The 26534-nt window shown below is 59.4% G+C and carries 22 protein-coding genes; 17 read left to right on the top strand and 5 right to left on the bottom strand.

All coding sequences use genetic code 11. The features are described from left to right. Nucleotides 1-765: phosphomethylpyrimidine synthase ThiC (locus AC1DRJ_RS05670; protein WP_477801236.1), on the top strand; the 765-nt coding region annotated here is incomplete at its 5' end. Nucleotides 766-862: 97 nt separating this feature from the next. Then, a complete protein-coding gene (gene cytX, locus AC1DRJ_RS05665) occupies nucleotides 863-2155 on the top strand; it encodes a putative hydroxymethylpyrimidine transporter CytX (protein ID WP_477801235.1) in 1293 nt (430 codons plus the stop codon). On the opposite strand, the gene AC1DRJ_RS05660 is transcribed toward cytX, so the two are convergent. Continuing rightward, the gene (locus AC1DRJ_RS05660) at nucleotides 2124-2870 is read right to left on the bottom strand and encodes an RsiV family protein (RefSeq protein WP_477801234.1); all 747 of its coding nucleotides are present in this window, start codon (nucleotides 2868-2870) and stop codon (nucleotides 2124-2126) included. The two genes, cytX and AC1DRJ_RS05660, sit on opposite strands and share 32 nt — an antisense overlap. Before the next feature lie 228 nt (nucleotides 2871-3098). On the opposite strand from AC1DRJ_RS05660, the gene AC1DRJ_RS05655 reads away from it, so the two are divergent. The 9 genes from AC1DRJ_RS05655 (at nucleotide 3099) to AC1DRJ_RS05615 (ending at nucleotide 12412) form a co-directional block, all read left to right on the top strand. Then, complete coding sequence (locus AC1DRJ_RS05655; RefSeq protein ID WP_477801233.1) at nucleotides 3099-3716, top strand: NUDIX domain-containing protein; 618 nt, start codon at nucleotides 3099-3101, stop codon at nucleotides 3714-3716. Further along, nucleotides 3707-4159: a DUF1249 domain-containing protein gene (locus AC1DRJ_RS05650; RefSeq protein WP_027922011.1), complete on the top strand. Its 453-nt coding sequence runs from the start codon at nucleotides 3707-3709 to the stop codon at nucleotides 4157-4159. The genes AC1DRJ_RS05655 and AC1DRJ_RS05650 overlap by 10 nt, the downstream gene beginning before the upstream one ends. 83 nt (nucleotides 4160-4242) lie before the next feature. Continuing rightward, on the top strand, nucleotides 4243-5058 hold the full coding sequence (gene cpdA, locus AC1DRJ_RS05645; protein ID WP_477801232.1) for a 3',5'-cyclic-AMP phosphodiesterase: 816 nt from the start codon (nucleotides 4243-4245) through the stop codon (nucleotides 5056-5058). Between the two features lie 118 nt (nucleotides 5059-5176). Continuing rightward, a complete protein-coding gene (locus AC1DRJ_RS05640) occupies nucleotides 5177-5785 on the top strand; it encodes a YqiA/YcfP family alpha/beta fold hydrolase (RefSeq protein WP_477801231.1) in 609 nt (202 codons plus the stop codon). A 44-nt stretch (nucleotides 5786-5829) separates the two neighbouring features. Next, complete coding sequence (gene parE, locus AC1DRJ_RS05635) at nucleotides 5830-7734, top strand: DNA topoisomerase IV subunit B (RefSeq protein WP_477801230.1); 1905 nt, start codon at nucleotides 5830-5832, stop codon at nucleotides 7732-7734. Next, nucleotides 7734-8723, top strand: coding sequence for an esterase-like activity of phytase family protein (locus AC1DRJ_RS05630; protein WP_477801229.1), 990 nt, complete (start codon nucleotides 7734-7736; stop codon nucleotides 8721-8723). Before parE ends, AC1DRJ_RS05630 begins: the two co-directional genes overlap by 1 nt. Next, complete coding sequence (locus AC1DRJ_RS05625) at nucleotides 8720-9244, top strand: retropepsin-like aspartic protease family protein (protein WP_477801228.1); 525 nt, start codon at nucleotides 8720-8722, stop codon at nucleotides 9242-9244. The genes AC1DRJ_RS05630 and AC1DRJ_RS05625 overlap by 4 nt, the downstream gene beginning before the upstream one ends. Before the next feature lie 7 nt (nucleotides 9245-9251). Further along, nucleotides 9252-11519: a DNA topoisomerase IV subunit A gene (gene parC / locus AC1DRJ_RS05620; protein WP_477801227.1), complete on the top strand. Its 2268-nt coding sequence runs from the start codon at nucleotides 9252-9254 to the stop codon at nucleotides 11517-11519. Between the two features lie 179 nt (nucleotides 11520-11698). Beyond that, nucleotides 11699-12412, top strand: a complete 714-nt coding sequence (locus AC1DRJ_RS05615) for a PqiC family protein (RefSeq protein WP_477801226.1) — start codon at nucleotides 11699-11701, stop codon at nucleotides 12410-12412. Nucleotides 12413-12679: 267 nt separating this feature from the next. On the opposite strand, the gene AC1DRJ_RS05610 is transcribed toward AC1DRJ_RS05615, so the two are convergent. Continuing rightward, entirely contained in the window at nucleotides 12680-14209 is a 1530-nt protein-coding gene (locus AC1DRJ_RS05610; protein WP_477801225.1) for an AhpA/YtjB family protein, read from the bottom strand. 134 nt (nucleotides 14210-14343) lie between these two features. Between AC1DRJ_RS05610 and serB the strand changes: the two genes are divergently transcribed. Beyond that, nucleotides 14344-15558, top strand: coding sequence for a phosphoserine phosphatase SerB (serB, locus tag AC1DRJ_RS05605; protein WP_007945613.1), 1215 nt, complete (start codon nucleotides 14344-14346; stop codon nucleotides 15556-15558). A gap of 139 nt (nucleotides 15559-15697) precedes the next feature. Here serB and asd read toward each other — a convergent pair whose 3' ends face one another. From asd to AC1DRJ_RS05590, 3 genes are read right to left on the bottom strand one after another with little or no spacing between them, the layout of a single operon-like run. Next, nucleotides 15698-16558: an archaetidylserine decarboxylase gene (gene asd, locus AC1DRJ_RS05600; RefSeq protein WP_477801224.1), complete on the bottom strand. Its 861-nt coding sequence runs from the start codon at nucleotides 16556-16558 to the stop codon at nucleotides 15698-15700. 17 nt (nucleotides 16559-16575) lie between these two features. Then, nucleotides 16576-17391: a rhodanese-like domain-containing protein gene (locus tag AC1DRJ_RS05595; protein ID WP_477801223.1), complete on the bottom strand. Its 816-nt coding sequence runs from the start codon at nucleotides 17389-17391 to the stop codon at nucleotides 16576-16578. Nucleotides 17392-17433: 42 nt separating this feature from the next. Continuing rightward, nucleotides 17434-18972 carry an HDOD domain-containing protein gene (locus AC1DRJ_RS05590; protein ID WP_477801222.1) on the bottom strand — a complete coding sequence of 513 codons (1539 nt, stop codon included), beginning with the start codon at nucleotides 18970-18972 and terminating at the stop codon, nucleotides 17434-17436. Nucleotides 18973-19137: 165 nt separating this feature from the next. Between AC1DRJ_RS05590 and motA the strand changes: the two genes are divergently transcribed. The 5 genes from motA (at nucleotide 19138) to AC1DRJ_RS05565 (ending at nucleotide 25077) form a co-directional block, all read left to right on the top strand. Continuing rightward, entirely contained in the window at nucleotides 19138-19989 is an 852-nt protein-coding gene (gene motA, locus AC1DRJ_RS05585; RefSeq protein ID WP_477801221.1) for a flagellar motor stator protein MotA, read from the top strand. Nucleotides 19990-19992: 3 nt separating this feature from the next. Next, the gene (gene motB, locus AC1DRJ_RS05580; RefSeq protein ID WP_477801220.1) at nucleotides 19993-21042 is read left to right on the top strand and encodes a flagellar motor protein MotB; all 1050 of its coding nucleotides are present in this window, start codon (nucleotides 19993-19995) and stop codon (nucleotides 21040-21042) included. 275 nt (nucleotides 21043-21317) lie between these two features. Then, nucleotides 21318-23411 carry a type VI secretion system tip protein TssI/VgrG gene (gene tssI / locus AC1DRJ_RS05575; RefSeq protein ID WP_477801219.1) on the top strand — a complete coding sequence of 698 codons (2094 nt, stop codon included), beginning with the start codon at nucleotides 21318-21320 and terminating at the stop codon, nucleotides 23409-23411. Then, entirely contained in the window at nucleotides 23408-23974 is a 567-nt protein-coding gene (locus AC1DRJ_RS05570) for a DUF4123 domain-containing protein (protein ID WP_477801218.1), read from the top strand. The genes tssI and AC1DRJ_RS05570 overlap by 4 nt, the downstream gene beginning before the upstream one ends. After that, nucleotides 23971-25077, top strand: coding sequence for a toxin VasX (locus AC1DRJ_RS05565; protein ID WP_477801217.1), 1107 nt, complete (start codon nucleotides 23971-23973; stop codon nucleotides 25075-25077). Before AC1DRJ_RS05570 ends, AC1DRJ_RS05565 begins: the two co-directional genes overlap by 4 nt. Nucleotides 25078-26534: the final 1457 nt, after the last annotated feature.

The raw sequence follows: 26534 nt of genomic DNA, 5'->3' as shown, positions 1-26534 counted from the left end.
ATCATGAAGGCCTATGACGTCAGCTTCTCGCTGGGCGATGGCCTGCGTCCGGGCTCGATTGCCGACGCCAACGACGCCGCACAATTCGGCGAGCTGGAAACCCTCGGTGAGCTGACCAAGATCGCCTGGAAGCACGACGTGCAATGCATGATCGAAGGCCCGGGCCACGTGCCGATGCAGTTGATCAAAGAGAACATGGACAAGCAGCTGGAATGCTGTGACGAAGCGCCGTTCTATACCCTTGGCCCGCTGACCACCGACATCGCGCCGGGTTACGACCACATCACCTCGGGGATCGGTGCGGCAATGATCGGCTGGTTCGGTTGCGCCATGCTGTGCTACGTGACGCCGAAGGAACACTTGGGCCTGCCGAACAAAGATGATGTTAAGACCGGGATCATCACCTACAAGATCGCCGCGCATGCCGCCGATCTGGCCAAAGGGCATCCGGGCGCGCAGATTCGCGACAATGCCTTGAGCAAGGCGCGGTTCGAGTTCCGTTGGGAAGACCAGTTCAACCTCGGCCTGGATCCAGACACCGCCCGATCGTATCACGATGAAACCCTGCCGAAGGATTCGGCCAAGGTCGCGCACTTCTGCTCCATGTGCGGGCCGAAATTCTGCTCGATGAAGATCACCCAGGAAGTCCGCGAATACGCGGCCAACCAGCGGATCGAAACTGTGGATGCCGAAGTCGCCCAGGGATTGGCGGAACAGGCTGAGCGGTTCAAGCAGGAAGGCAGCCAGCTGTACAAGAAGGTTTGATCTGACCTGAATAAGGTGGGGCCTGTACAGGCCCCATCGCCAGCAGGCTGGCGATAGCGATCTACACAACAACAAATGTCCCTCTGAGATAACACCCTTGAGCATTCAACCGAGTACGTATTCACCCGACATCGCCGTACCGACCGACAAACGTGTCTTCGGCGGGCGCGATCTGTTTTCCCTGTGGTTCTCCCTCGGCATCGGCTTGATGGTGCTGCAGACCGGCGCACTGCTCGCGCCAGGCCTGGGCCTGTCCGGTTCGTTGCTGGCGATCTTCCTCGGCACCCTGGTCGGCGTTTTGCTGCTGGCCGCCGTCGGCGTGATCGGCAGCGATACCGGCCTGTCGTCGATGGCCGCGCTCAAACTCAGCCTCGGCAAACGGGGCGCGAGTTTGCCGGCCGTGTTGAACCTGTTGCAACTGATCGGTTGGGGCTCGTTCGAAATTATCGTCATGCGTGACGCCGCCAGCCTGTTGGGCGCGCGGGCATTCAGCGAAGGTAGCCTGCTGTCGAATCCGCTGCTTTGGACAATTTTCTTCGGTGGTTTGGCGACCTTGCTGGCCGTCAGTGGTCCGTTGACATTCGTGCGGCAAATCCTGCGCAAGTGGGGCATCTGGCTGTTGCTGGCCGCGTGTATCTGGCTGACCTGGAACCTGTTCGCCAAAGCCGATCTGGTCGCGTTGTGGGCGCAGGCCGGTGATGGTTCGATGCCGTTCGCAGTGGGTTTCGACATTGCCATCGCGATGCCGCTGTCCTGGCTGCCGCTGATTGCCGACTACTCGCGTTTCGGCAAGCGAGCGAAAAATGTCTTCGGTGGCACGGCCATCGGTTTCTTTATCGGTAATTTCTGGCTGATGAGTCTGGGCGTGGCCTACACCCTGGCGTTTGCGCCGAGCGGTGAAGTGAATGCCTTGCTGTTGGCGCTGGCCGGTGCCGGCCTGGGCATTCCGCTGTTGCTGATCCTGTTGGACGAGTCGGAAAACGCCTTCGCCGATATTCACTCGGCAGCCGTCTCCAGCGGGATTTTATTGCGCTTGAAGGTCGAGCATCTGGCGTTGGCTATCGGCGTGATCTGCACACTGATCGCGTGCCTGGCACCGCTGGCCCAGTACCAGAACTTCCTGCTTTTGATCGGTTCGGTGTTTGCGCCGCTATTCGGCGTGGTGCTGGTGGATCACTTCATCTTGCGCAAACGTTCGGCTCAAGTGGCGTCAGCCGCGTTGCGCTGGCCGGCGTTGCTCGCCTGGTTGGGCGGGGTGAGTACCTATCATTTGCTGGCCAATCTGTATCCGGACATCGGCGCAACCCTGCCGTCGTTGATTTTGGCAGGGTTGCTGCAGTTGGTGCTGGGTCGGGCCTTCAGCTACGGCCGGGAAACAGCTCGGGCTTGAGGATGCCGTTCAGGCGTGGGTAGGGGATCTTCAGTTCGATATGGCCCAGCGCGTAAGGCGCGATGGTGCTGGTTTCGTACTTGAGGATCACCCCGCCGTAGGTCAGCGCCACGTTCTGGGTCTTCTGGAACGGCCAGCTCTTCACGAACTCCGGTTCCTGATCGAGCTTGGTGCTGATCAACCAGCTATTGTGCGCGACTTGCGCGGCCTTCCAGAACGCTTCTTCCTGACCTGGAACCAACATGTCCGACAGCGTCAGCACTTTGTGCTGCTGGCGTGAATAGTTGATAAAGCTGCGGCCCGGTGTGCCATGAGCGCCGCCGGTGTCCAGATAGCTGGAAAACTCGACGATCACCAAGCCGTCATGCTGTTCCCGTACTTTGGCTTGCAGGTAACTGCTGGAGCGCGGACCGGCCGTGCGCAAAAACTCGTCACGATAGGCCGTCAGCGTGGGTGCCACTGCGGCGTCTGGTGAAGTGCGGGTCAATTGCAGCAGGCGTTTTTCGACGATGCCGTCCAGTTGCGGTTCGGCGGGGAAGCGTATCGTATCGATGTTCACCAGCGGGCATTCGGAAGTGGTGCAACCCGGTTTCAGGGTTTCGGTGGCGTCGCGAGTGGTTTCCAGCGGCGCCCGGTAGCTGGGCTGAAACAGGCTCTGGCAGGCGCCCAGCGTCAGGGCGATAGCGGCCACGGAGGCAATTTTAAAAAGCGACATGGGCGTCCTTTGCAAAACAGGGAAAGGCAAAAAGTTATCCGCTTCGACTCTCAACGAAGCGGTCAGTTCGCCACTAAGCTAATTAGAGTTGGTTTCGCTCTCACCGTCTATCCCGCTGACGGAAAGGGGCTGCATCAAATGCCGCAGGCGCGTTAGGATGGCGCGAAGTCGAGGCTGCAAGTAACAAAAAGGAGCCTTGTAATGGATTTGCAGTAAACGAGGATTGTCATGACTGATTTTGCCAACGCCATTCCGACCGCCGTTGAAATCGTTCGGCGCGAAAAGTGCTACGAGGGCTTTTATAAGCTCGACCGTGTGCACTTGCGCCACGAACTGTTCGCCGGTGGCATGAGTCGCGAAATCAATCGTGAAGTGTTCGTGCGTCACGATGCGGTGTGCGTGCTGCCATACGACCCGCAACGCGATGAAGTGGTGCTGATCGAACAATTCCGTGTCGGCGCCATGGGCAAGACCGACAACCCTTGGCTGATCGAACTGGTCGCTGGTCTGATCGACAAGGAAGAAGTGCCGGAAGAAGTTGCTCACCGCGAAGGGCAGGAGGAAGCTGGGCTTGTGTTCGGGGCGCTCTGGCCGATGATCAAATATTTCCCGTCGCCGGGCGGCAGCAATGAATTCGTACACCTGTTCCTGGGGCGTTGCGACACGAACGGGGTTGGCGGCCTGCATGGGCTGGAGGAAGAAGCTGAAGATATCCGCGTCACGGTCTGGGCGTTCGAAGATGCCCTGCAAGCCGTACGTGACGGACGAATTGCCAACGCGGCCAGCATCATTGCCTTGCAATGGTTAGCTTTAAACCGCGCTGAAGTGAGGGGGCTATGGTCGTAAACAAGCTGCGCGATCGTTATCGGGTGGACCTGGCAGGGTTGCAAGCTTCCTGCGAGGCGAACTACGCGCGCTTGATGCGACTGCTGCCAGACATGCGCGACGAGCCGGCGGCTCGGCGCATTGCCGTGACCCACGGCGAACAGATGCTCGGCGTGCTGGCGCTGGAAGTGTTGCAGGTCTGTCCGTACACCACGACCCTGCAAGTGCGCCAGGAGCACAGCCTGCCCTGGCTACCGATACCGCAGCTGGAAGTGCAGGTCTATCACGACGCCTGCATGGCCGAAGTCGTCAGTGCCGAACATGCACGACGTTTCCGTGGCATCTATCCTTACCCTAATGCTTCGATGCACCAGCCGGATGAAAAGGCCCAACTGAACATGTTTCTGGGCGAATGGCTGAGCCATTGCCTGGCCTGCGGGCACGAGTACGCCGTTGTGCGATAGTTGTCACGGATTCCCCTTTTGAGCGTCCCCCAGCATAATTGCGGTACCCCTCCACACCCGTGATTCAGTCCTGGGAGAACGCCTTGCCGAGCGTATCCACATTGACCACCGCCGATTCGGCGTTGCTGGTGCAACTCTCCGACAGTCATCTGTTCGCCGACGCGGACGGGACGTTGCTGGGCATGAACACCCGGGACAGCCTGCAAAAAGTCATCGAGTTGGTGCAGCTTCAGCAGCCGCACATCGACTTGGTCATCGCCAGTGGCGACCTGTCTCAGGACGGCACGCTGGAGTCCTACCAGCAATTTCGCGAGCTGACCCTTCAGCTTGATGCGCCGGCGCGCTGGATTCCCGGCAATCACGACGAACCACAGATCATGGCCGAGGCGGCGGTGCAGAGCGCATTGTTGGATCCGGTGGTGGATGTCGCCAACTGGCGGGTCACGTTGCTCGATTCCGCCGTGCCGGGTTCTGTGCCGGGGTATTTGCAGGATGAGCAGTTGCAGTTGTTGGCTCGGTCACTGAGTGAGGCACCGGAGCGGCATCATCTGGTGTGTTTTCACCATCATCCGGTGTCGATTGGCTGTGCGTGGATGGAGCCGATCGGGTTGCGCAACCCGGAGGCGCTGTTTGCGGTGCTTGATCGTTTTCCGCAAGTGCGGGCTGTTTTATGGGGGCATGTGCATCAGGAGATCGATCAGCTGCGCAAGGGTGTGCGCCTGATCGCCTCGCCTTCGACCTGCATTCAGTTCGAGCCGGGGAGTGATGATTTCAATGTCGGGGAGCAGGCGCCGGGGTATCGCTGGTTGCGGTTGTTGCCGGATGGCCAGATCGAAACGGGCGTGGAGCGTGTGACCGGGTTTGATTTTCAGGTTGATTACGGCTCGAACGGTTACTGATTTTTTTGTCACTCAGGAAGACCGGGTCGCGAAGGCGGCGGCACAGCAGCCCAATTCCAGCAGATATCCCAGAGTCCCTGTAAACTGCGCCTCTTTACCCGACGCAAAGGGAGCTCAAATGTCCGGTTCGATCCTTTATATCCACGGTTTCAACAGCGCGCCTGCGTCGAAAAAGGCCATGCAGTTGATGCAAGTGATGGACCGTCTGGGCTTGAGCGATCAATTGCGTGTGCCGGCCTTGCATCACCACCCTCGCGAGGCCATCGCTCAGCTGGAGCAGGCGATTGCCGAGCTGCAACGGCCACTGCTGGTCGGCAGCTCCCTCGGCGGCTACTATGCGACTCACTTGGCCGAGCGCCATGGCCTCAAGGCTTTACTGATCAACCCGGCCGTCAGTCCGCACCGGATGTTCGACGGGTTCCTGGGGACGCAGAAAAACCTGTATACCGATGAGACCTGGGAATTGACCCACGACCACGTGACGGCCCTGGCCGAGCTGGAAGTGCCGGCGCCCCGGGACCCGCAGCGGTATCAGGTGTGGTTGCAGACCGGTGACGAAACGCTGGACTATCGCCAGGCCCAGCAGTATTACCGGGCGTGTGCCTTGCGTATCCAGGCCGGCGGCGACCATAGTTTCCAGGGGTTTGCCGCGCAACTGCCGGCAATGCTGAGTTTTGCCGGCATCGGCGCAGATTTGTATCAGGCGATTGACTTCACAACACTGTGAACCCTCGCCACTTTTTTCACTGAATACTTTGACGACGAGACCCCATGGCCACTCCCAGCGCTAGCTCTTATAACGCAGACGCCATCGAAGTCCTCTCGGGCCTCGACCCGGTGCGCAAACGCCCCGGCATGTACACCGACACCAGTCGGCCGAACCACCTCGCCCAGGAAGTCATCGACAACAGCGTCGACGAAGCCTTGGCCGGGCATGCGACATCGGTGCAGGTCATCCTGCACGCCGACCACTCCCTGGAAGTCAGCGATGACGGCCGTGGCATGCCGGTGGACATTCACCCGGAAGAGGGCGTGTCGGGTGTCGAGCTGATCCTCACCAAGCTTCATGCGGGTGGCAAGTTTTCCAACAAGAACTACCAGTTCTCCGGCGGTCTGCACGGGGTGGGTATTTCGGTGGTCAACGCCTTGTCGACTGAAGTCCGGGTGCGCGTCAAGCGTGACGGCAACGAATACCAGATGACCTTTGCCGACGGTTACAAGAAAACCGAGCTGGAAGTGATCGGCACGGTCGGCAAGCGCAACACCGGTACCAGCGTGTTCTTCGCCCCGGACCCGAAATACTTCGATTCGCCGAAATTCTCCATCAGCCGCCTCAAGCACGTGCTCAAGGCCAAGGCCGTGTTGTGCCCGGGGCTGCTGGTCAGTTTTGAAGACAAGGCCACCGGTGAAAAAATCGAGTGGCATTACGAAGACGGCTTGCGCTCCTATCTGGTCGACGCGGTCAGCGAATTCGAACGCCTGCCGAACGAGCCGTTCTGCGGCAGCCTGGCCGGTAATAAAGAAGCGGTCGACTGGGCGCTGCTGTGGCTGCCCGAAGGTGGCGACTCGGTTCAGGAAAGCTACGTCAACTTGATCCCGACGGCCCAGGGCGGTACGCACGTCAATGGCCTGCGCCAGGGCTTGCTCGATGGAATGCGCGAGTTCTGTGAATTCCGCAGCCTGCTGCCACGCGGCGTGAAGCTGGCGCCAGAAGACGTCTGGGAACGCATCGCCTTCGTGCTGTCGATGAAAATGCAGGAGCCGCAATTCTCCGGCCAGACCAAAGAACGTCTGTCGTCCCGTGAAGCGGCGGCGTTTGTTTCCGGTGTGGTCAAGGACGCGTTCAGCCTGTGGCTCAACGCCAACCCGGAAACCGGCATGCTGCTCGCAGAGTTGGCGATCAACAACGCCGGCCGTCGTCTCAAGGCGAGCAAGAAGGTCGAGCGCAAGCGCATCACCGCAGGGCCGGCACTGCCGGGCAAACTCGCTGACTGCGCCGGGCAGGACCCGATGCGCTCCGAGCTGTTTTTGGTGGAAGGTGATTCCGCCGGTGGTTCCGCCAAGCAAGCGAGGGATAAAGAGTTTCAAGCCATCCTGCCATTGCGCGGCAAAATTCTGAACACCTGGGAAGTCGATGGCAGCGAAGTGCTGGCCAGCCAGGAAGTGCATAACATTGCCGTGGCCATCGGTGTCGATCCGGGCTCGGCGGACATCGCCCAGCTGCGTTACGGCAAGATCTGCATCCTCGCCGACGCCGACTCCGACGGTCTACACATCGCCACGTTGCTGTGTGCGTTGTTCGTCCAGCATTTCCGCCCGTTGGTGGATGCCGGTCACGTCTATGTCGCCATGCCGCCGCTGTATCGCATCGACTTGGGCAAAGAGATTTACTACGCCCTCGACGAAGCCGAGCGCGATGGCATTCTGGATCGTCTGGTCGCCGAGAAGAAACGCGGTAAGCCGCAGGTCACCCGATTCAAAGGCCTGGGTGAAATGAACCCTCCGCAGCTGCGCGAAACCACCATGGACCCGAACACCCGGCGTCTGGTGCAGTTGACCCTGGACGATTTCGAAGCAACGTCGGAAATGATGGACATGCTGCTGGCGAAGAAGCGCGCCGGTGACCGCAAATCCTGGCTGGAATCCAAGGGCAACCTGGCCGAGGTTCTTGGTTGATGCGGCTTGGCTTTGCCCTGGCGTGTTGTTTACTTCTGGCCCCGGTTCTGGCATTTGCTGAACCGGCACCAGAATTGCGCTTGATAGCCGAGCATCCGGTTGACGGCATGCGCGGCGGCAACCTGTCTGGACTTGCCCAGTGCGGCAAGGACTTGTGGACGGTGTCGGATCGCGACGACGATCAAATTTACCGCCTCGATACCCGCGACACGGAATGGCAGGCTGAAGCCGTGGGCATCGGCGTACCTCCGGTGCCGGACAGCGGCTTGCCCTGGGGGTTGCGTTCGCGAGCCTGGGCGGCCTCGTTCGTGCGTGGCGGCGATCTGGATTTCGAGGCCATTACCTGCGACAGCGCCGGTAATCGCTACATCGTCAGCGAAGCCCATGCAGCGGTCCTGCAAGTCCCGCTGACGGGGCCCGCAACCTGGCTGAAAATCTCGCCGATGCTGGTTCGCGAAGCGCGGGCCAGTGGCATGCTGTTGCAATTCAATGCGTTGTTTGAGGGGCTGGCGATTAATCCGACAGGTGATCAGATGTGGTTCGCGGCCGAGCGTCAAAGCCGCGGATTGTTGACAATCAAGCGCAAACAAACGGTGTGGGACTGCGACGGTGGCTGTGTGCTGCTGAGCGAAGCGGGCATGGAAATGCAGCCGCCGCAATTTCCCAAGGCCAAACCGCAGCCCCGGGATTTTTCCGACGTGTCGTTGTTCAACGGCAAACTGTTCACCCTTGAACGCAACGCGTATCAGATTTGTCGCCGCGACACGCAGACGGCCAAAGTCGAACGCTGTTGGTCTTATGCGGCGGAGTTGTTGCAGGAAAACCGTCGTTATCCACAGAGCTACGGGCTGGAAGAAGCATTGATCGTGGACGCCGACGGCGCGTGGATCGGTGTCGATAACAACGACGGTCCCCGCGCCGATGGTGAAAGTCGCCCGGTAGTCTGGCGCTTCGCCGCGCCTGAAGGTGGCTGGAGCGCCAAGCCGTGAGCCAGCAAAAGACGGGCAAACGCGCCGGTCGGGTCATGCTGATATTGGCCTGGTGCGCTGCACTGTTTCTGGCAACACGGTTTTTCGGGCAGTGGGAGGAGCGACAGCAAAACCCCAATGTCGTGGTGACTTCGGAGCAGGGCGCAGGGTTTATCGAGGTGAAACTGGTCAGCAACCGCCAGGGGCATTTTGTCGCCAGTGGTGCGATCAACGGCCACCCGGTGGATTTCATGCTCGATACCGGAGCAACGGATGTGTCAATTCCGGCCAGTGTGGCCGAGGGATTGAAACTGGAACAAGGCTTCGGGGTGACCCTGAGCACGGCCAATGGTCTGAGCGAGGGCTATCGAACCCGCATCGACCGGCTGCAACTGGGCGACATTGTGTTGCGTGATGTTCGCGCGCTGGTTGCGCCAGGCCTGGAAGGCAAACAAGTGCTGCTCGGCATGAGCGCACTGAACAAACTTGAATTTACCCAGCGCGGTGGCACCATGCTGCTGCGCCAGACAACGAACCGATGAGGCCCGCATGAGCGACTCCCTTGATCTCAGCCTGGACGGTGTAGAACGCCGGTCACTGGCTGACTTCACCGAAAATGCCTACCTCAACTACTCCATGTACGTGATCATGGACCGTGCCTTGCCGCATATCGGCGACGGCTTGAAACCGGTACAGCGACGCATCATCTACGCGATGAGCGAGTTGGGGCTGGACGCCGACTCCAAGCACAAGAAATCGGCGCGTACCGTCGGTGACGTGCTCGGCAAGTTCCACCCGCACGGCGATTCGGCCTGCTACGAAGCCATGGTCCTGATGGCCCAGCCGTTCAGCTACCGCTACACGCTGGTCGACGGTCAGGGTAACTGGGGTGCGCCGGATGATCCCAAGTCGTTCGCCGCCATGCGTTACACCGAAGCCCGCCTGTCGCGTTATTCCGAAGTGTTGCTCAGCGAACTGGGGCAGGGCACCGCAGACTGGGGCCCGAACTTCGATGGCACCCTCGACGAGCCGCTCGTGTTGCCGGCGCGGTTGCCAAACATCCTGCTCAATGGCACCACTGGCATCGCCGTGGGCATGGCCACCGACGTGCCGCCGCACAACCTGCGCGAAGTCGCGACGGCGTGCGTGCGTTTGCTCGATGAGCCCAAAGCCACGGTCGAACAGCTGTGTGAACACATCCAGGGCCCGGATTACCCGACCGAAGCGGAAATCATCACCCCTCGCGCCGACTTGCTGAAAATCTACGAAACCGGCAAGGGCTCGGTGCGCATGCGCGCCGTGTACCACATCGAAGACGGCGACATCATTGTCACCGCGCTGCCGCACCAAGTGTCTGGTGCCAAGGTGCTGGAACAGATCGCGGCGATGATGCAGGCCAAACCGTCCAAGGCGCCGCAGATCGCTGACCTGCGTGACGAATCGGACCACGAAAACCCATGCCGCATCGTGATCATTCCCGGCGTGCGCAAAAACTTTGACCACGATGCACTGATGACGCACCTGTTCGCCAGCACCGAGCTGGAGTCGAGCTACCGGGTCAACATCAACATCATCGGCCTGGACGGCAAGCCGCAGCTGAAAAACTTGCGCGCGTTGCTGGTCGAGTGGCTGGAGTTCCGGGTGCAGACAGTACGTCGTCGCCTGCAATTTCGCCTCGATAAGGTCGAGCGTCGCCTGCACCTGTTGGACGGTTTGTTGATTGCCTACCTCAATCTGGATGAAGTGATTCACATCATCCGCACCGAGGAACATCCAAAGGCCGCCCTGATCGCGCGTTTCGCCCTGAGTGAAATCCAGGCTGATTACATCCTCGACACCCGTTTGCGTCAGTTGGCGCGACTGGAAGAGATGAAGCTGCGCGCCGAGCAGGATGAACTGCTCAAGGAGCAAGCCAAGCTGCAAGCCCTGCTGAGCAGCGAAGCCAAGCTGAAAAAACTGGTCCGCACCGAGCTGATCAAGGACGCCGAAACCTATGGCGACGACCGTCGTTCGCCGATCGTCGAACGCGCCGAGGCCAAGGCCCTGACCGAGCACGATCTGCTGCCAAACGAGAAAGTGACGGTTGTTCTGTCGGAAAAAGGCTGGGTTCGCTCTGCCAAAGGGCACGAGATTGACGCCACCGGGCTTTCCTACAAGGCCGGAGACGGTTTCAAGGCCTTGGCGGCCGGTCGCTCCAACCAGTTTGCGGTGTTTATCGACTCCACCGGTCGCAGTTATTCGGTCGCGACTCACACGTTGCCATCGGCCCGTGGCCAAGGCGAGCCGTTGACCGGTCGTCTGACGCCACCGCCAGGCGCGAGTTTCGAATGCGTGCTGATGCCGGAAGACGATTCGCTGTATGTGATTGCGTCCGACGCCGGGTATGGTTTCGTGGTCAAAGGTGAAGATTTCCAGGCCAAGAACAAGGCTGGCAAGGCGCTGCTGAGCCTGCCGAGCAATTCAAAAGTCATTCTTCCGCGCCCGGTGGCTGATCGCGAGAGCAACTGGCTGGCCTCGGTCACGACCGAAGGTCGCCTGCTGATCTTCAAGATCAGCGACCTGCCACAATTAGGTAAGGGCAAAGGCAACAAGATCATCGGTATCACCGGTGAACGTGTGGCCAACCGCGAAGAATATGTCACAGACATCGCTGTACTGCCGGAGGGGGCCACTTTGGTGTTGCAGGCCGGGAAACGTACCTTGTCACTGAAAGCAGACGACCTCGAACATTACAAAGGTGAGCGTGGTCGTCGTGGCAACAAGTTGCCACGTGGCTTTCAGCGGGTGGATGCGCTGCTCGTCGAAAACCTCAATTAAAACGCCCCCTGGAGCGTTCGATCTACGATTTAACACGTAGATCGACGCTTTGGCGCTGGAGTCGGAACGCATATTCACGGATGATATGACCTTTCAAGCGCCGGCGTGGCCGAGCGTTCTTCATATTTATTGAGTATTTTCACTGTGGTTAGCCTTGTGGCAGCCACCTGGATGGGACGATGATTGCTCTGCGCCTTCCTTTTATTTTGATGGTCGCCAGCGTTTTAGGCCTGGCGGGTTGCAGCGTTCATCAGCCGGTGTCGCTGTATCAACTAGACAGCGGAAGTCCGGTTTCGCCCTCACAAAGCGGTGGCATGGCGGTATTGTTGGGGCCGGTAACGGTCGCCGATTACTTGCAACGCGAAACCCTGTTGCAGCGTCAGCCCGATGGCAGTCTTCAAGCAGCCACGGATGGCCGCTGGGCGGGCAGCCTGTCATCCGACATTGATCAGCTGTTGCTGCGTCAGGTAGCGGGTCGTCTGGACAGTCAGCGCGTTGTGCTGGCGCCTGCCACTGCGGGCTTTACCCCGGATGTTCAGGTACTGCTGACGATTACCCGGCTGGATTCGGGTGTGTCGCAACCGGCAGTCCTGGATGCGCAATGGCGGTTGATCGACCGTCGTGGAAAGGTTCGTGATAACCGCATCATTCACCTGCAAGAACAGCACGCAGGCGGTACAGCGGCGCAGGTTCAGGCGCAGGGGGTGTTATTGCAGCGCCTGGCCGAGCAGTTGTCGGTGGCGCTCAAGCCATTGGCCAACCAGCCAGCGATTGCCGACGTACCGCGTAAATCGGCTGCCAAACCCGCCGTGCCGGCAGCAGAGCCAGAGAAACAGCCGAAGATCCCGATGGCTTCGCCAATCCGGACCGATATGGAAGTGTTCAGGTTCTAAGCCAGGAATGATTCAACACAAAGCCCGCCATGTGCGGGCTTTGTTATTTTTGCTGGTTGGAGATCTTCAGTGCCTTGCCTGGGCCCTTTCGCGAGCAAGCTCGCTCCCACATTTGACTGTGTTCTTTCAGTAAGAACGCGGATGAATGTGGGAGCGGGCTTGCTCGCGAAGGGGCCGGAGTGGACAACACACTTTTTCCCGTAGGCAACAAAAAAGCCCGCAGACGATCACTCGTCTGCGGGCTTTTTTACCGCGGGGGCTTAAGGCTTACGCCCGACGCTCATGCATCCGCGCCAGTTGCCGTTCCAGCATCGACGGATAAGGCTCCATCAATCGCTCCACGCAGCAAGCGCCCTCAGGACTCGCAATCGGACGAATCCGTGCGCGCTGACGAATCAGCACATCGTCACCGATCTTGCGCTCCACCAGCAGCAGGTTGCGGCTATGTTGCGACAGGGCCAGGGCGTCTTGAGCGGGTTCAGTCAGCAGCAAATCGATCTGACTCATACCGAACAACTCTTCACCCAGCGTCAGACCCAGCTGCAATTGCAAGGTGATGCCGCTGTCCGCAACTTCGATTTGCAACTGATGGCCCAGGGCGCGCAGCAACTCACCGCAGCAGATGGCGTTGGTCAGGTAGTCGTCGCCGCTGTCTTCGGTGTGGAACAGCATCAGCGTGCTGCCATCGTTCAAAGTGTGCAGTTCGCTCTGGTAGAGCAAGGCGGCCTGATCGAGGCAGTCACGATAGCGTTTCAGCAATTCTTCGAGGCGTGTGCGGGGCAGGCGACGCAGTTGGTCCTGGGCGCCCAGTTGTACGGCCAGGACAGCGCTGTGTTGTGGCACGTTGGAGATAACCGGTTTTGCTGCCGGTTTCAGTGCGACGGCGATCGACTCGTCACGCAGATCGGCAAACGCATCATCGTCTTCATCATCTTCAACAGTGCTGACAATGTGCCGTGGCGCCGGTTTCAGGCTGGCAACCGGTTTGCTTTCATCGAAACTCGGGTCACGCAAGTTGCGTACTTCGAAGGTCGGCTCTTTGTCGTCAGCCTCTTCATCGCTGTCGTCGAACTCAGGCTCCGGCACCGGTTCCGGCTCGGCGGGCTCCGGTGCGAAATTGGCGTGCAGCTGACGGGCCAGATCGCCGATCTCATCCTGGCGCTCAGTGGCCGGGGTGAATTCGTCGATATTGCGCAGCCACACGCGCAATTGCAGCAGCGGCGTAGAGATGTGCCGACCCAGGCGCAGGCTCAGGGCCAGGGACAATGCCAACAGGATCGCACTCAAAATGCCCATGCTTTGCAGGCTGATCGTCATGGGCTGCTGGAATTGATCCATGTCCAGGCTGATGCGCAGTTGCCCGGCGGTCACGTCCTGGAACGTGATCTTGCTCTGGTACATGCCCTCGGCTTCGCCCAGCAGGCTGTGCTTGGGGCGCTGACCGGCCTCGGCGAGGATTCGGTTATCCACGCTATAAATGGCGGCGTGGGCCACCAGCTTGTTCTTGGTCAGGTTGTTGAGCAGCACGTTGAGGCTGAGGATGTCGTTGGACACCAACAGCTCCGTAGCGGAGGTGGCGGTCTGCGTAGTCAGGCTTTCACCCAGCGCATCTGCCTGCTCGTGCATGGCCTGCTTGAACTGCAAACCCATCACACCGGCGTAGATCACCAAGGCCAGAGCGACCAGGATCACGTTATGGCTGGCGATGCGCAATGCAATCGGTACACGGCGGTGGCGCAGTGCACGGAAGATCAGCAGAAAGAAGTTATCGGTTTTTACTGGCGTGGGCCGGTTCACTTGCGCTCGGCTCTTTGTCCGTGAAGTTGACGCGCAGTATAGCGACAGGCCATAGGCCGGCAAAGCGCTCACGGTGCCCGATGGTCACTGAAAGTGGGTAGAATGCGGTTTTTTTCCACTTGCGGGGGTGCGCCTTGCGCGAAATCGTCCTGATAAACATCACGGGAGTCGACCGTCCGGGTCTGACTGCGGCCATTACCGGCGTTCTGGCCCAGGGTGGTGTGAACATTCTCGACATTGGTCAGGCGGTGATCCACGACACCCTGTCGTTCGGCATCCTGGTTGAAATTCCGGATACCGAGCAAGGCAAGTCGGTGCTCAAGGACATCCTGTTCAAGGGTTACGAGCTCGATCAGCAGGTCCGTTTCACGCCGGTATCCGAAGAGGATTACCAGCAGTGGGTCGGAAATCAGGGCAAGAAACGCCACATCGTGACGCTATTGACACGCAAAGTGACTGCCGGGCAATTGCAAGCCGTGAGCTCGATCACCGCCAAATATGGCTTGAACATCGATCACATTGATCGGTTGTCGGGGCGCATGCCGCTGGACACCCCGGCTGACAAGGGCAAGGGCTGCATCGAGTTTTCCGTGCGTGGCGAAGCAGCTGATCCGCAGGCGCTGCGGGCCGAGTTCCTCAGCGTTGCACAGGAACTGAACGTCGACATCGCTTTTCAGGAAGATTCGCTGTTCCGTCGCAACCGTCGCCTGGCGGTGTTCGACATGGACTCGACCCTGATCGAAGCAGAAGTGATCGACGAATTGGCCAAGGCGGCAGGTGTTGGCGATCAGGTTTCTGAAATCACCGAGCGAGCGATGGCCGGCGAGCTGGACTTCCGTGCGAGCTTCAAAGAGCGGCTGGCATTGCTGCAAGGTCTGGACGTCAGCGTGCTGGATTCGATCGGTGCTTCCCTACGCCTGACCGAAGGTGCCGAGACCCTGTTCGCCGAACTCAAGCGTCTGGGCTACAAGACCGCCATTCTGTCGGGCGGCTTTACCTACTTCGCCAAGCAATTGCAGGCCAAGCTGGGCATTGACTACGTATTTGCCAACGAACTGGAAGTGGTCGACGGCAAAGTCACGGGTGTTGCGGTCGAGCCGATTGTTGATGCGCAGCGCAAGGCTGACTTGCTGCGTGAGCTGGCCCATAAGGAAGGATTGCGACTGGAGCAGACCATTGCAGTCGGCGACGGCGCTAATGATCTGCCGATGCTGGCGATTGCCGGGTTGGGCGTGGCGTTCCGGGCCAAGCCGCTGGTGAAACAGTCGGCGAAGCAGGCGATTTCCACCCTTGGGCTGGATGGCGTGCTGTATCTGTTGGGCTTTCGTGATCGCGACGGACAGCTCTGAAATCGTCTTAGTAGGCCTTTGTGGTGAGGGGGCTTCCCCCGTTTGGCTGCGCTGCGGCCACCGATTTTAGGGGGGGCGCTGCGCGCCCCAACGGGGCAAGCCCCCTCGCCACAGGTTAAGGTGATTCTGGGTCAGCGGATCAGGCGTTCGGCAGCCCCATTCCCTGGCCCATCTGCACCGGCGAACCGGCCGCCAGTTCTTCTGCCCACTTGACCTGATCAGGTCCGAACAGCATCACGGCGGTCGAACCGAGTTTGAAGCGACCCAGTTCCGCACCTTTTTCCAGATGGATCGGCGCGCGGGCGGCTTCGTCGTAACGGAAGGTTTTCAGCTCGCGTTTCGGCGGCGTGACCAGCCCTGCCCAGACGGTTTCGATCGATGCGACGATCATCGCGCCCACCAGCACCACAGCCATCGGCCCGCGCTCAGTGTCGAAAATGCACGCCACACGCTCGTTACGGGCGAACAGTTCCGGAACGTTTTCGGCAGTGGTCTGGTTGACCGAGAAGATTCGGCCCGGGATGTAAACCATCTCACGCAGGGTGCCGGCCAGCGGCATGTGCACGCGATGGTAGTCCTTCGGCGACAGGTAAATCGTGGCGAAATCACCGCCCATGAACGGCGCGGCATTCGCAGCATCACCGCCGAGCAACTCCAACACGCTGAAGCTGTGGCCCTTGGCCTGGAACACGCGACCGTGTTCGATCGGGCCGAGCTGGCTGACCGCGCCGTCGGCCGGGCTGAGAATGGCGCCCGGGGTTTCGTCGAGCGGGCGAGCGCCGTCTTTCAGGGCGCGGGTGAAGAACGCATTGAAGTGCTCATAGGCGGTCAGGTCTTCGACCAGCGCCTGGGACATGTCCACCTGATAACGCTTGGCGAACCAGGCGGTAAAGGCGTTTTTGAACCAGCGCACGCGGCATTCGGCAATGCAGCCGGCCAGTCGCGAGAGCAAGTGATGGGGCAGCAGGTATTGGCTGAGGATAAACAGACGCTTATTCATTAACTGTCCTTAAAACCTTAAATCTCTACGGGGGTGTCGGGGTGGTTGCCCCATTCGCCCCAGGAACCGGCATAGCCTTTGACCCGCGGATAACCGAGGGATTTGGCCACCAGATAGGTGAAGCCAGAACGGTGATGAGTCTGGCAGTGGGTAATCACTTCTTTGTCTTTGCTGATGCCGAGCTGTTCGAGGATCTGCGGCATGTCCGTGCGGATGCGCAAGTTGCGCGCCTGATCCATGCCCGCGGTCCATTCGAAATTGACGGCGCCGGGAATGTGCCCGGCCTTGGCCGCCAGCACTTTCTCGCCGGAGTACTCCAGCGGCCCGCGCGCGTCCCAGATCGCCAGGTCGGCGGCGCCGAGCCGGCTTTGCAGGTACTCGCGAGTGGCGGTGGGTTCGTCGTGCAGCGTCAATGTCACCGGGCCGCCAACAGGTGCCGGGATCTGGATCGACATGGGCATGCCTTCTGCCAGCCAGGCTGGCAGGCCACCGTCGACGTAGTGGTATTTACGGTGACCGATGACGTCCAGAAGCCAGATAAAACGTCCGGCCCAACCGCCACCTTCGTCGTCATACACCACGTATACCGCATCACGATGGTGGCCCAGTTCTCCGAACAACGCTTCGAGCGACGCTTTCGGCGGCATCAGCCCCGGCGCAGGGGCCTGGCCGAGTTGCGTGCGTTTCGGATCGACAAAACGCGCGCCGGGAAGATGCCCTGCGGCATAGCGGGCACTGCTGGTCAGGTCCACCAGAATCAGATCGCGGGCCTCAAGGCGAGGGAGCAAATCGCTCGGCTCGATCACCAGCGGCAAGCCAGAGAAGTCAGGCATGTGAGGTCTCCAGAGCACAAAAAGGAGGATTGTAGCGCAGCGTCATTGGCTGCGGTGGCTAAAGGTGTGCAGGGATTTCTCGATGCACTGAGCGGTTTTGCCGAAGGCTTGCACGGTGATTTCCGAGAACGGTACGCCACCCTGGTCCGCTACCACCACCATGATCACCCGACCATTATTGATCAGCGAGCGCAGCAACAGGTGTTCGCCACGGAACTGTGCGCGCAGGCTGGCAGGCAACAAGGCGGAAAACTGGGCGTTGTTGGCCGGGGTCAGGCGCACCTGCGCTTGTTGTGAGAGCAGACGTTGCAGCACGTTGCTTTGGTTCACCACGAAATTCAGCCCGGCCGTCTCTTTTGGTAATCCGGCAACCTGATGAACCCTCAGATTGGCGTGCGTACGGTCAGCCATCAAAATCATCACGCGGCGCATGCCGCATGCGACCAGAGCGTCCCGGGCGGAGGTGGTCAAGTGCATGGCGTTGGTGAAGGGGCTAGGCTCCGCCAGCAACTCGGTGCATTGGCTGCGCCACTTCGCCAGGTTTTCGGCGCTCGGCGCCGGTGCCGGTAGCAACCCGGCGTGGACACGGTTCATGCCCCACGGCCAGAGCAGCGAAACAGCGGGGTGCCACAAGTCCGGCATGGCATGCAGCCGGGCGCTGTTGGTGGCCTGTTGGTGCAATTGCTGCTGCACCTCGGTCATGGGCGTTTGCAGGTAAAGACTGGTCAGGTATTGCCAGCGTTCGCTGTGAGGACTGTTCCACGCCTGTTGGGCCGACAGCGCCAGGCCGTTGGCCAGCAGCACGGTATTGGCCGGCTGATTGAGCCAGCGGCGCAGGGTCGGATCGTCATCCAGGCAGTTTTGCTGGTGCAAGGGATGATCACTGTCGCGGGCAATACGCAGGACTTTGACCAACTCGCGTTGCTCGGTCAGTAACAGGCGATAACCCTGTTCCACCCAGATCGGCAGGCGCCAGAGGCTCACCAGGGTCTGGCAAATATCCAGCAGGCGCACACCGAACAACTGCTTTTCGACTTTGCGTGCCGATTCGCCTTTATGAATGACCCGCAGTTCCCACTCTTCAAGCAATTGCGGGTGGGTCAGCGCCATGGGCCACAGCGGCGACAGAAACAGCAAGCTACCCCAGTGAATGTCCTGCCACAGCCGCGCCAGGCGACTGGCAAAAAAACCATTGGCCTGTTGCGTCGCGTGCTGGCTGATCATCTGCAACTGACGCAAGGCAATCGGTATCTGTGACAGGGGCTCCGCGGGCAGGCGGGCGAGCAATTCTTCGGTGCGTTTCAAACCGAGGCGATTGATCGCCACTTCAAGGTTTTCCGCAGGTTCGGTCATGCTGCCGTGGGTGTGGCGATTGGCTTCACGGATGATGCTCAAGGCCAGGGCCGGGCTGTCTTGCATGAACTCAGTGATATCACGAAGTGAGCTGCGGTTATCGGCGATGGCCCGGCAGACACGGTCATGGCTGTCTTGCGGAACCGGCAGGCGCACGCCATCGAGAAGCTTGGCCCAGCCTTCAAGTGTGGTCGGTTTTTCAGTGGGAATGTTCGTTTGGCTAGCCATGGTTGGACGCGATCATCGTCTGCATTACCTATGCCCGGAGTAGGCTAAATTAGCTTTTCGCTTGAACGGGCTATAGTCTGGCGCAGTTTTGCCGATAAGGAGAAGAAGAGATTTTTCAACTTCCGAATATGACCTTGAACCCGACTCAGTAAGTGCTCTCTACCTATGGCTAAAATTATCGGCATCATCGTCGTATTCGCGAGTGTGCTCGGCGGATACGTGCTCTCCCACGGCAAGATTGCCGCCCTTATTCAGCCTTTCGAGGTAATGATCATCGGTGGTGCGGCCCTGGGCGCATTCCTGCAGGCCAACCCTGGTCATATGGTCAAGCACGTTCTGAAGAAAGCCTTGGGGATGTTCAGTTCGCGTTTCAACCACACCTTCTACCTTGAAGTGCTGGGGCTGATTTACGAGATCCTCAACAAAAGCCGCCGCGAAGGCATGATGGCTATCGAAGGCGACATCGAAGATGCCGCCGCGAGCCCGATCTTCGCCAAGTACCCGGCGGTGCTCAAAGATGAGCGCCTGACCGCGTACATCTGCGATTACCTGCGCATCATGTCCTCCGGCAACATGGCTCCCCATGAGCTCGAAGGCCTCTTCGACATGGAGCTGACCAGCCTCAAGGAAGACCTCGATCACCCTTCCCACGCGGTGAACGGCATCGCTGACGCCATGCCGGGTTTCGGTATCGTCGCGGCGGTACTGGGTATCGTGGTGACCATGGCCTCCCTGGGGGATAGCGATCAGAAAATGATCGGTGTGCACGTCGGTGCGGCACTGGTCGGTACCTTCTTCGGTATTCTCGCCGCGTACGGTTTCTTTGGTCCGCTGGCCCATGCCCTGGCCCACGATGCCAAGGAGGAACTGAACGTCTACGAGGCCATCAAGGCGTCGCTGGTGGCCTCGGCGTCCGGTATGCCGCCATCGCTGGCCGTGGAATTTGGTCGCAAGGTCCTGTACCCGGCGCACCGTCCTAGCTTCGCTGAACTGGAACAAGCGGTTCGCGGTCGCTAAGTCATGGAAAATAACCAGCCGATCATCATCAAGCGCGTAAAGAAGTACGCGAGCGGGCATCACGGCGGTTCCTGGAAAATCGCTTTCGCGGACTTTGCGACGGCCATGATGGCGTTCTTCCTGGTGCTGTGGTTGTTGTCCACCGCAACACAAGAACAGAAAATCCTCATCGCCGGTTACTTCAAAGACCCGCTCGGCTTTACCGAAAGTGGCACGCCGTACATCATCGATCTGGGCGGCTCTCCGACCCTGGCGCCAGAGAAAACGATCAACCCCGAAGAGAAGTCGCAGCCGCAGCCCGACCGCATTACCGTCGACACCGAACAGGTCGAAGGTTTGGCCGAGCAGGTTGAGAAGGAACGCCTGGAACTGTTGCTGCAAGAGTTGCAGAACAAGGTCGATGAAAATCCACAGCTGCAGAAATTCAAGGACCAGATCCTGTTCGAGATTACTCAGGACGGTTTGCGCATCCAGATCATGGACGCCGAAAATCGCCCGATGTTCGATTCCGGCAGTGCGCGTCTGAAGCCATACTTCGAAGACATCCTGCTGGCCATGGCCGATACCATCAAAGCGGTGCCGAACAAGATCAGCATCAGCGGCCACACCGATGCCAGGCCGTACTCGGGCACCGGTGATTTCGGCAACTGGGAACTCTCGGCCAACCGTGCCAATGCCGCCCGTCGTGCGCTGGTCGCTGGCAGTTATCCGGATCAGCAGGTAGCGCGGGTGGTCGGTTATGCGTCGTCGGCGCTGTTCGACCGTGACAACCCGTTCAATCCGGTCAATCGTCGGATCGACATTGTGGTACTGACCAAGAAAGCCCAAAAGGCCATCGAAGGTTCGCAGGGTGCAGAACCTGCACCAGAACCGGCACCAGCCCCCGCGGTACAAGGGCAGGGCGGTCCGGGCGAAGTGCCGGTGCCGGCCAAGCCGGTCGATCCGAACGCCTTGCCGGCGGATAAAGAACAGCTGCCGGCCCATGAGCTGCGCGAACGTCTGAACATCTTCGAAAACCCGGCACCGAAACCGGCGGAACCACCGAAGCAGTGACCCTGCTGCCGATCATTTTCGTGGCGTTACGAAAATGATCGGGATCAGCAAAACAGCACAAAAAAGCCGACAGTGATGTCGGCTTTTTTGTGCCTGTCGTTTGTGAGGGAGACTGTTGGCCATTCTCCCGCTTCGATCTGAGGTCGGGAAAGATCTTACGCATTTTGCGGAGTTGTCCGGCATCAATGCATTACCCTCCGTTGGTACCGTGCGCGCCCATTTCGCGTGCACAGACCATGGACGGTTTGGACATCGCGCTCATTAAGGATAAGCGTATGTTCGGCTCGGCCAATACGGCGCATTTCACGCTGCACATCCCGGCTGTTCGCAATGATTTCAAAGTCCTCGCTTTTGACGGTGTCGAGGCCATCAGCGCCTTGTACGCGATCCAGGTTGAGCTGGTCAGCGAAAACCCGGATTTCGATATTGAGAGCCTGCTCAGTCAGCCCGCCTTTCTAGAGTTCGGTCATCACGGCGAAGGTCTTCACGGCCACATCGAAGACGTACTCGTCGGCGAATCCGGCAAGCGCCTGACCCGCTATCAACTGACCCTGGTGCCAGCGCTGCACTATCTGCAGTTCAGCTTCGACCAACGGATTTTCCAGCACCTGACCGTGCCGCAGATCATTACCAAGGTGCTCAAATGTCACGGCATTCAGGCCGATGCGTTTACGTTCCATGTCAGCACCAGCCCCGAGCGCGAGTACTGCACGCAATATGGGGAAAGTGATTACGAGCTGGTCCAGCGCCTGTGCGCCGAAGATGGCATAGCGTGGCATTTCCAGCACTCCCCGCAAGGCCATGTGCTGGTGTTCACCGACGACCAGACCTGGTTTCCCAAGCTGGGTGAAACCGCTTATCAACAAGACTCCGGCATGGTGGCGGACGAACCGGTCGTCAGCCAGTTCTCGATGCGCTTCAGCACCCGTACCAGCACCACCACGCGCCGCCACTACGACTTCCAACGCCCGAATCTGCTGCTGGAAAACCGCTTCACGGCCGAGTTCACCCCTGAGCTTGAAGACTACCGTTACCGGGTTTTGCTCGATAACGAACAGCGCGGCAAACAACACGTTCGCCAGGCCCTGGAGCGGCACCGTGCCGATTACCAGTTGATCGAGGGCCAGAGCGATCAGCCGAGCCTGCGCAGTGGCCACTTTTTTGACCTGACCAATCACCCCCGCAAAGCCCGCAACGACTTGTGGCTGTTGCTCAGCGTGACGCACTGCGGAAAACAGCCTCAGTCACTGGAAGAGGCCATCACCAGCGACGTCCAACTCGCAGACGGCTTTACCCAAGGCTACCGCAACAGCTTTAGCGTCCTGCCATGGGACGTGATTTACCGGCCGCCGATGCGCTCACGCAAAACGCTGCTGGTGAGCCAGACCGCCCGCGTCACCGGACCTGCCGGCGAAGAGATCTACTGTGATGAATATGGTCGCGTGAAGGTCGAACTGCCGTGGGACCGGRCCGAACTCAACAGTGAGAAAAGCAGCTGCTGGCTGCGCGTCTCAACGCAGTGGGCGGGTCCACATTTTGGCGCGATGACGATTCCGCGTGTCGGCATGGAAGTCATCGTCACCTTTCTGGACGGCGATCCCGATCATCCATTCATTACCGGGTGCGCGCCGAACAAGCTCAACGCGACGCCATACCTGTTGCCCGAACACAAAACCAAAACTGTCTTGCGCAGCCAAAGCTCCCCGTACACCGGTGGTTACAACGAGCTGTCGCTGGAAGACCGCGCCGGGCAGGAGAAAATCTACCTGCGCGCCCAACGCGACCTCGAACACCTGATCCTCAACGACAGCGATAGCAAAATTGGTAACGACCGCCGCGAACAGATCACCCGTGACAGCCACAGCCTGATCAGCAACGACCGCTTCGAACAGGTCGACCACCACAGCGCCAGCCTGATCAAGGGCGACGAGTTGCACACCACCGAAGGTGCGCGCAACACCGTGATTGGCGGCAATGAACTGATCACCATCAGCGGCAACAGCAGCACGACGGCAGAGGGCACGCTAGTGATTCAGGCCGGGGCGCACGCGCATGTCACTGCCAGTCATGTGGTGATCAAAGGCGATTCGAGCTTGACGCTTGAGTGTGGCGGTCAGCACATCGTGATCAACGCGGCCGGGATTTTCAGCAGCGTGGCCATTGTTGAGGGTGGCTCGCCGGTCGCGGGCCTGCCCGGGCAGACGGCACTGTCAGTAGTTCCCCACGCTGCCGAGGCAGTGGTTATCGACACCCTCCCGATGGAAGCCTTGCTCAAACAGAACATCGTCTTTCGTGAGGCCGAATCCGGCATTTGCCCGGTATGCGATGCAACCCAGGAACATCAGGTAACAGAGAGGGCTGAAGCATGACCCCGATCACCCCGAACAAAGGCCTGCTCCTGATTGACGGTGCCCAGTATGAGGACGCTATCGATTGGCTTCATGAGCACTACGGCGCCGACGCTCCTCAATCGCTTTTCAAGGGGACCGCCTACGAGCCGATTGGCGCAGCGGGGCCATTTCTGCTGAATGCCTCGCTTGGCAGCGCAGCCTATGCCGCCTGGTGGGGTGGCACTGACTTGCAACACGGTGTTTGGCTGGCTTCTCCACAGAGCGCCCAACAATGGCTACCGATCCTGCAGCGTCGGTTGCGCATATTTGATGAATACCAGCGAGAGCTGTGGCTGCGCCTGKCGGATGGCTCGGTTCTGCGACGCGCCTGTTTGGCCGGAGCGCAATGGCCAGCAGGCTTTTGGTTTGGTGTGGAAAGCGTCTGGCTGCGCCATGACAACGCGCCAGTGTGCGCTTGGGAAAACGAAGCGCCGGAATTCGATTCAGCGCCGGCCAATAAAGGTCTGGCCGCGCAAATCACCCTGCCTGATCCGCTTCTGCATGCACTGAGCCTTCCCGCCAACCCGGAGAAAAACCCATGAGCGCCCAGAATAAAATCCGCGTTGGAAGCTGTCCGTTGTTCGCTGCCGTTTTGCCCCTGCGATACGCTCTCGGCCCAACCGTCGCTGTCGATACGGATGCCTACGACTTGCCGGCGTTGAGCGGTTCGTTTCCCGAGTTGGGGCCTCGTCATCCTGACTTGACCGGGCATGCGCTCAATTACACCTCGCGTTTATTGCGCGACGGTTGGCTCTACGTCTGGGAGAGCAGTCCATCCAAGTTGGTGGAGTATCAGGTCGAAAAAGCTCAGCTCACCCAAACCCCGCGAGCGGGTAAGGTGATCGACACCCGAGTCAAACCTCATTTGGTGTTGAGAGCGGGCGACCCTGCCGGATTGGTCTGGTCGCCCGTTCGCTGGAGTGAGGCGCAATACCAGGCTGCCAGAAAAGATCCCGTCGTCCGGCAGCGCATCATGCGCAGTTTTGTGCCGGGCGTTGTTCCGTTCAGTGGCCAGGTCGACGCCGTCGTCAAGCAGATTGGCGAATACAACGATGCGACGAGCTATGGTTGGAGCGGGGAGCCCGAAACGGAGCATGCCCCCGATTGGTTGAAAGTGCTCAAACAGATGGGGCGCTGCGAACAGCAGAGTTACGCCGTCATTGATGATGCATGGGGCGTGCTGCTCGACTTTGCTGCGTTGATGCGTGTGCGAAAAGAGGCGTTCGACAGTTACCAGGAGCATCACGCTGAAACGTGGGCGATGGCCGGTGTCATCAAGTCACTGAGCGAAGGCGACCGCCAATTGAGCGCACAGTTGCCGTCCATCACCCGCTATGACGAACTCCAGCGGGCTTGGAAGGATCAAGAAACCCAGAACGACCGATATGCCGTTGATATGCGACGTCTGGCCCAACTCTGGGTGGCGTGGTTCAACACTCTGCAGTTGACTGGCCCGTCGAGCATGGACACGGCTTGCGGCCTTTCGACATTACCCAGTCGATGGCGCGTGAGGCATTGGAACTGCATTTCGCCGAAGCTTGCCTCGGGCCGGCTAGCACCAGTGTCGGGGCCGAGGGCATTACCCTCAATCTGGATGGTGACAGGGCCGGTAAGCCGTGGTTGCTTTGGGCATTGCTTGGGTTGACTTCCCGGCTGGGTGTTGGAGAAATCAAATACCTTGTGGACTTCAGTGATGTGGCTCGGGACAACAACGCGGCATTGCAGGAAGGTGCCAGCAAACTCGCCAGAGCGTTCGGTTATGCCGATGCGCTGAACAAAACCGCCGACAAACTGAAGCAACACAAGCCTGCATCCAGTCTCGAAGCGCTATTTCTGGCCATCGCCCCCGTCGCGGCGCTGCAGTTACACCAAGCGGACAACGCCGCTAGCAACGTCGGGCGGGTGTACATGGCGGCAGCCCTTGTCCGCAGCGATCAACGTATCCTCACCTCCGGCGTCACGCCACGCCAAATGGGCGAGTGGTACAGCGATTTAATGGGGACACGACCCGCAGCGCCTGCTCATGTGAATGTCGCACCGCTGGCCAGCGAGGTGGCTGACGGTATTCCGTTCATGCATTTGGTCCCAGCCAGCACCAAGCTGCCACCGTTGCCGGTGAATCTGGCGGCGAATGTTGAGTTGAGCGGTGTGTTTGATTTGAAAAGAGCGCTGAGCGATGCGCCGGTCAAGTCGATTGTGACGTTAGTGGCGGGAATGAATTTTGTTTCGGCGAAGGATCAGCTTGCTGGGAAGCAAACCACCAAAAGCAGATTTGGTGCAGTTGGGGCTGCGTTTGGAGTTGCAGCAGCAGGCGCAGCAGTATGGCAGCGAGTTGGCGAAGTTAATTGGGAAACGGTTGTCCGCCAGAGTGGGCAGTTTTCAGTGTCGTCACGTCATTTGCTGATTAAATCCTTGGGGCGCGCAGCTATTACTGCGGGTGCGCAGGTCATCGTGCTTGCCTTCGACGTTGTGATCTATGGGATAGAAGCCTTTGAGGCGTACCAAAAAGGGGATTTCGACACCATGGCGACGAATTTGACTATCGCTAGCGCCGAACTGGCCGGCATCGTGCTCTATGTAAAACTTTTCCGGGCTTATCGTGCAGCACAAGTCGCCGTGAGGGTCGGTGAGGCTGCTGCCGTTGCAGGGGGGATGAATGCCGCACCGCACCTAGCTGCAAAAATACTTGGCCTCGCTGTGGTGATTGTTACGGGGGTTATTGCCCGGCTCTATACAGCAGACTCGCCGCTGGAGCAGTGGGTAAAAAACAGCCGTTTTGGAATCCGTCCAGACGACACTTGGTCGAACAGCTACACCCTGTCCATGGATAAGCTGTACCCCATTTTGTTTCCTATCAGTTTTGATGCTCGCCGGTTGGCGGAAATGCATCCTTATCAAGGACAGGTCACCTCCACCTATTTGATGCTGAAACTGCCGGGTGAAAACGTACCGTTGACCGACACGATGATTCACTTCAAGGGCATCGAAGTGTGGGGTGATACGCTCGGCTATCACTCTGAGCAAATTAAAAAGGTCGAATGGACGGGCAAAGACTTTGCTCTTCATAGCGGCAGCCGCATTCCTGTACCCATTGGCATCACC

The sequence above is a fragment of the Pseudomonas sp. P5_B2 genome (genome assembly GCF_056400445.1).
This window is presented reverse-complemented; position numbering and strand designations above follow the sequence as displayed.

Excerpts from the sequence above, each read along its gene's own strand:
- AC1DRJ_RS05660 (WP_477801234.1), bottom strand. The coding sequence starts at position 2,870 with ATGTCGCTTTTTAAAATTGCCTCCGTGGCCGCTATCGCCCTGACGCTG.
- AC1DRJ_RS05655 (WP_477801233.1), top strand. The coding sequence starts at position 3,099 with ATGACTGATTTTGCCAACGCCATTCCGACCGCCGTTGAAATCGTTCGG.
- AC1DRJ_RS05650 (WP_027922011.1), top strand. The coding sequence starts at position 3,707 with ATGGTCGTAAACAAGCTGCGCGATCGTTATCGGGTGGACCTGGCAGGG.
- AC1DRJ_RS05640 (WP_477801231.1), top strand. The coding sequence starts at position 5,177 with ATGTCCGGTTCGATCCTTTATATCCACGGTTTCAACAGCGCGCCTGCG.
- parE (WP_477801230.1), top strand. The coding sequence starts at position 5,830 with ATGGCCACTCCCAGCGCTAGCTCTTATAACGCAGACGCCATCGAAGTC.
- AC1DRJ_RS05630 (WP_477801229.1), top strand. The coding sequence starts at position 7,734 with ATGCGGCTTGGCTTTGCCCTGGCGTGTTGTTTACTTCTGGCCCCGGTT.
- parC (WP_477801227.1), top strand. The coding sequence starts at position 9,252 with ATGAGCGACTCCCTTGATCTCAGCCTGGACGGTGTAGAACGCCGGTCA.
- AC1DRJ_RS05615 (WP_477801226.1), top strand. The coding sequence starts at position 11,699 with ATGATTGCTCTGCGCCTTCCTTTTATTTTGATGGTCGCCAGCGTTTTA.
- asd (WP_477801224.1), bottom strand. The coding sequence starts at position 16,558 with ATGAATAAGCGTCTGTTTATCCTCAGCCAATACCTGCTGCCCCATCAC.
- AC1DRJ_RS05595 (WP_477801223.1), bottom strand. The coding sequence starts at position 17,391 with ATGCCTGACTTCTCTGGCTTGCCGCTGGTGATCGAGCCGAGCGATTTG.
- AC1DRJ_RS05590 (WP_477801222.1), bottom strand. The coding sequence starts at position 18,972 with ATGGCTAGCCAAACGAACATTCCCACTGAAAAACCGACCACACTTGAA.
- motA (WP_477801221.1), top strand. The coding sequence starts at position 19,138 with ATGGCTAAAATTATCGGCATCATCGTCGTATTCGCGAGTGTGCTCGGC.
- motB (WP_477801220.1), top strand. The coding sequence starts at position 19,993 with ATGGAAAATAACCAGCCGATCATCATCAAGCGCGTAAAGAAGTACGCG.
- AC1DRJ_RS05565 (WP_477801217.1), top strand. The coding sequence starts at position 23,971 with ATGAGCGCCCAGAATAAAATCCGCGTTGGAAGCTGTCCGTTGTTCGCT.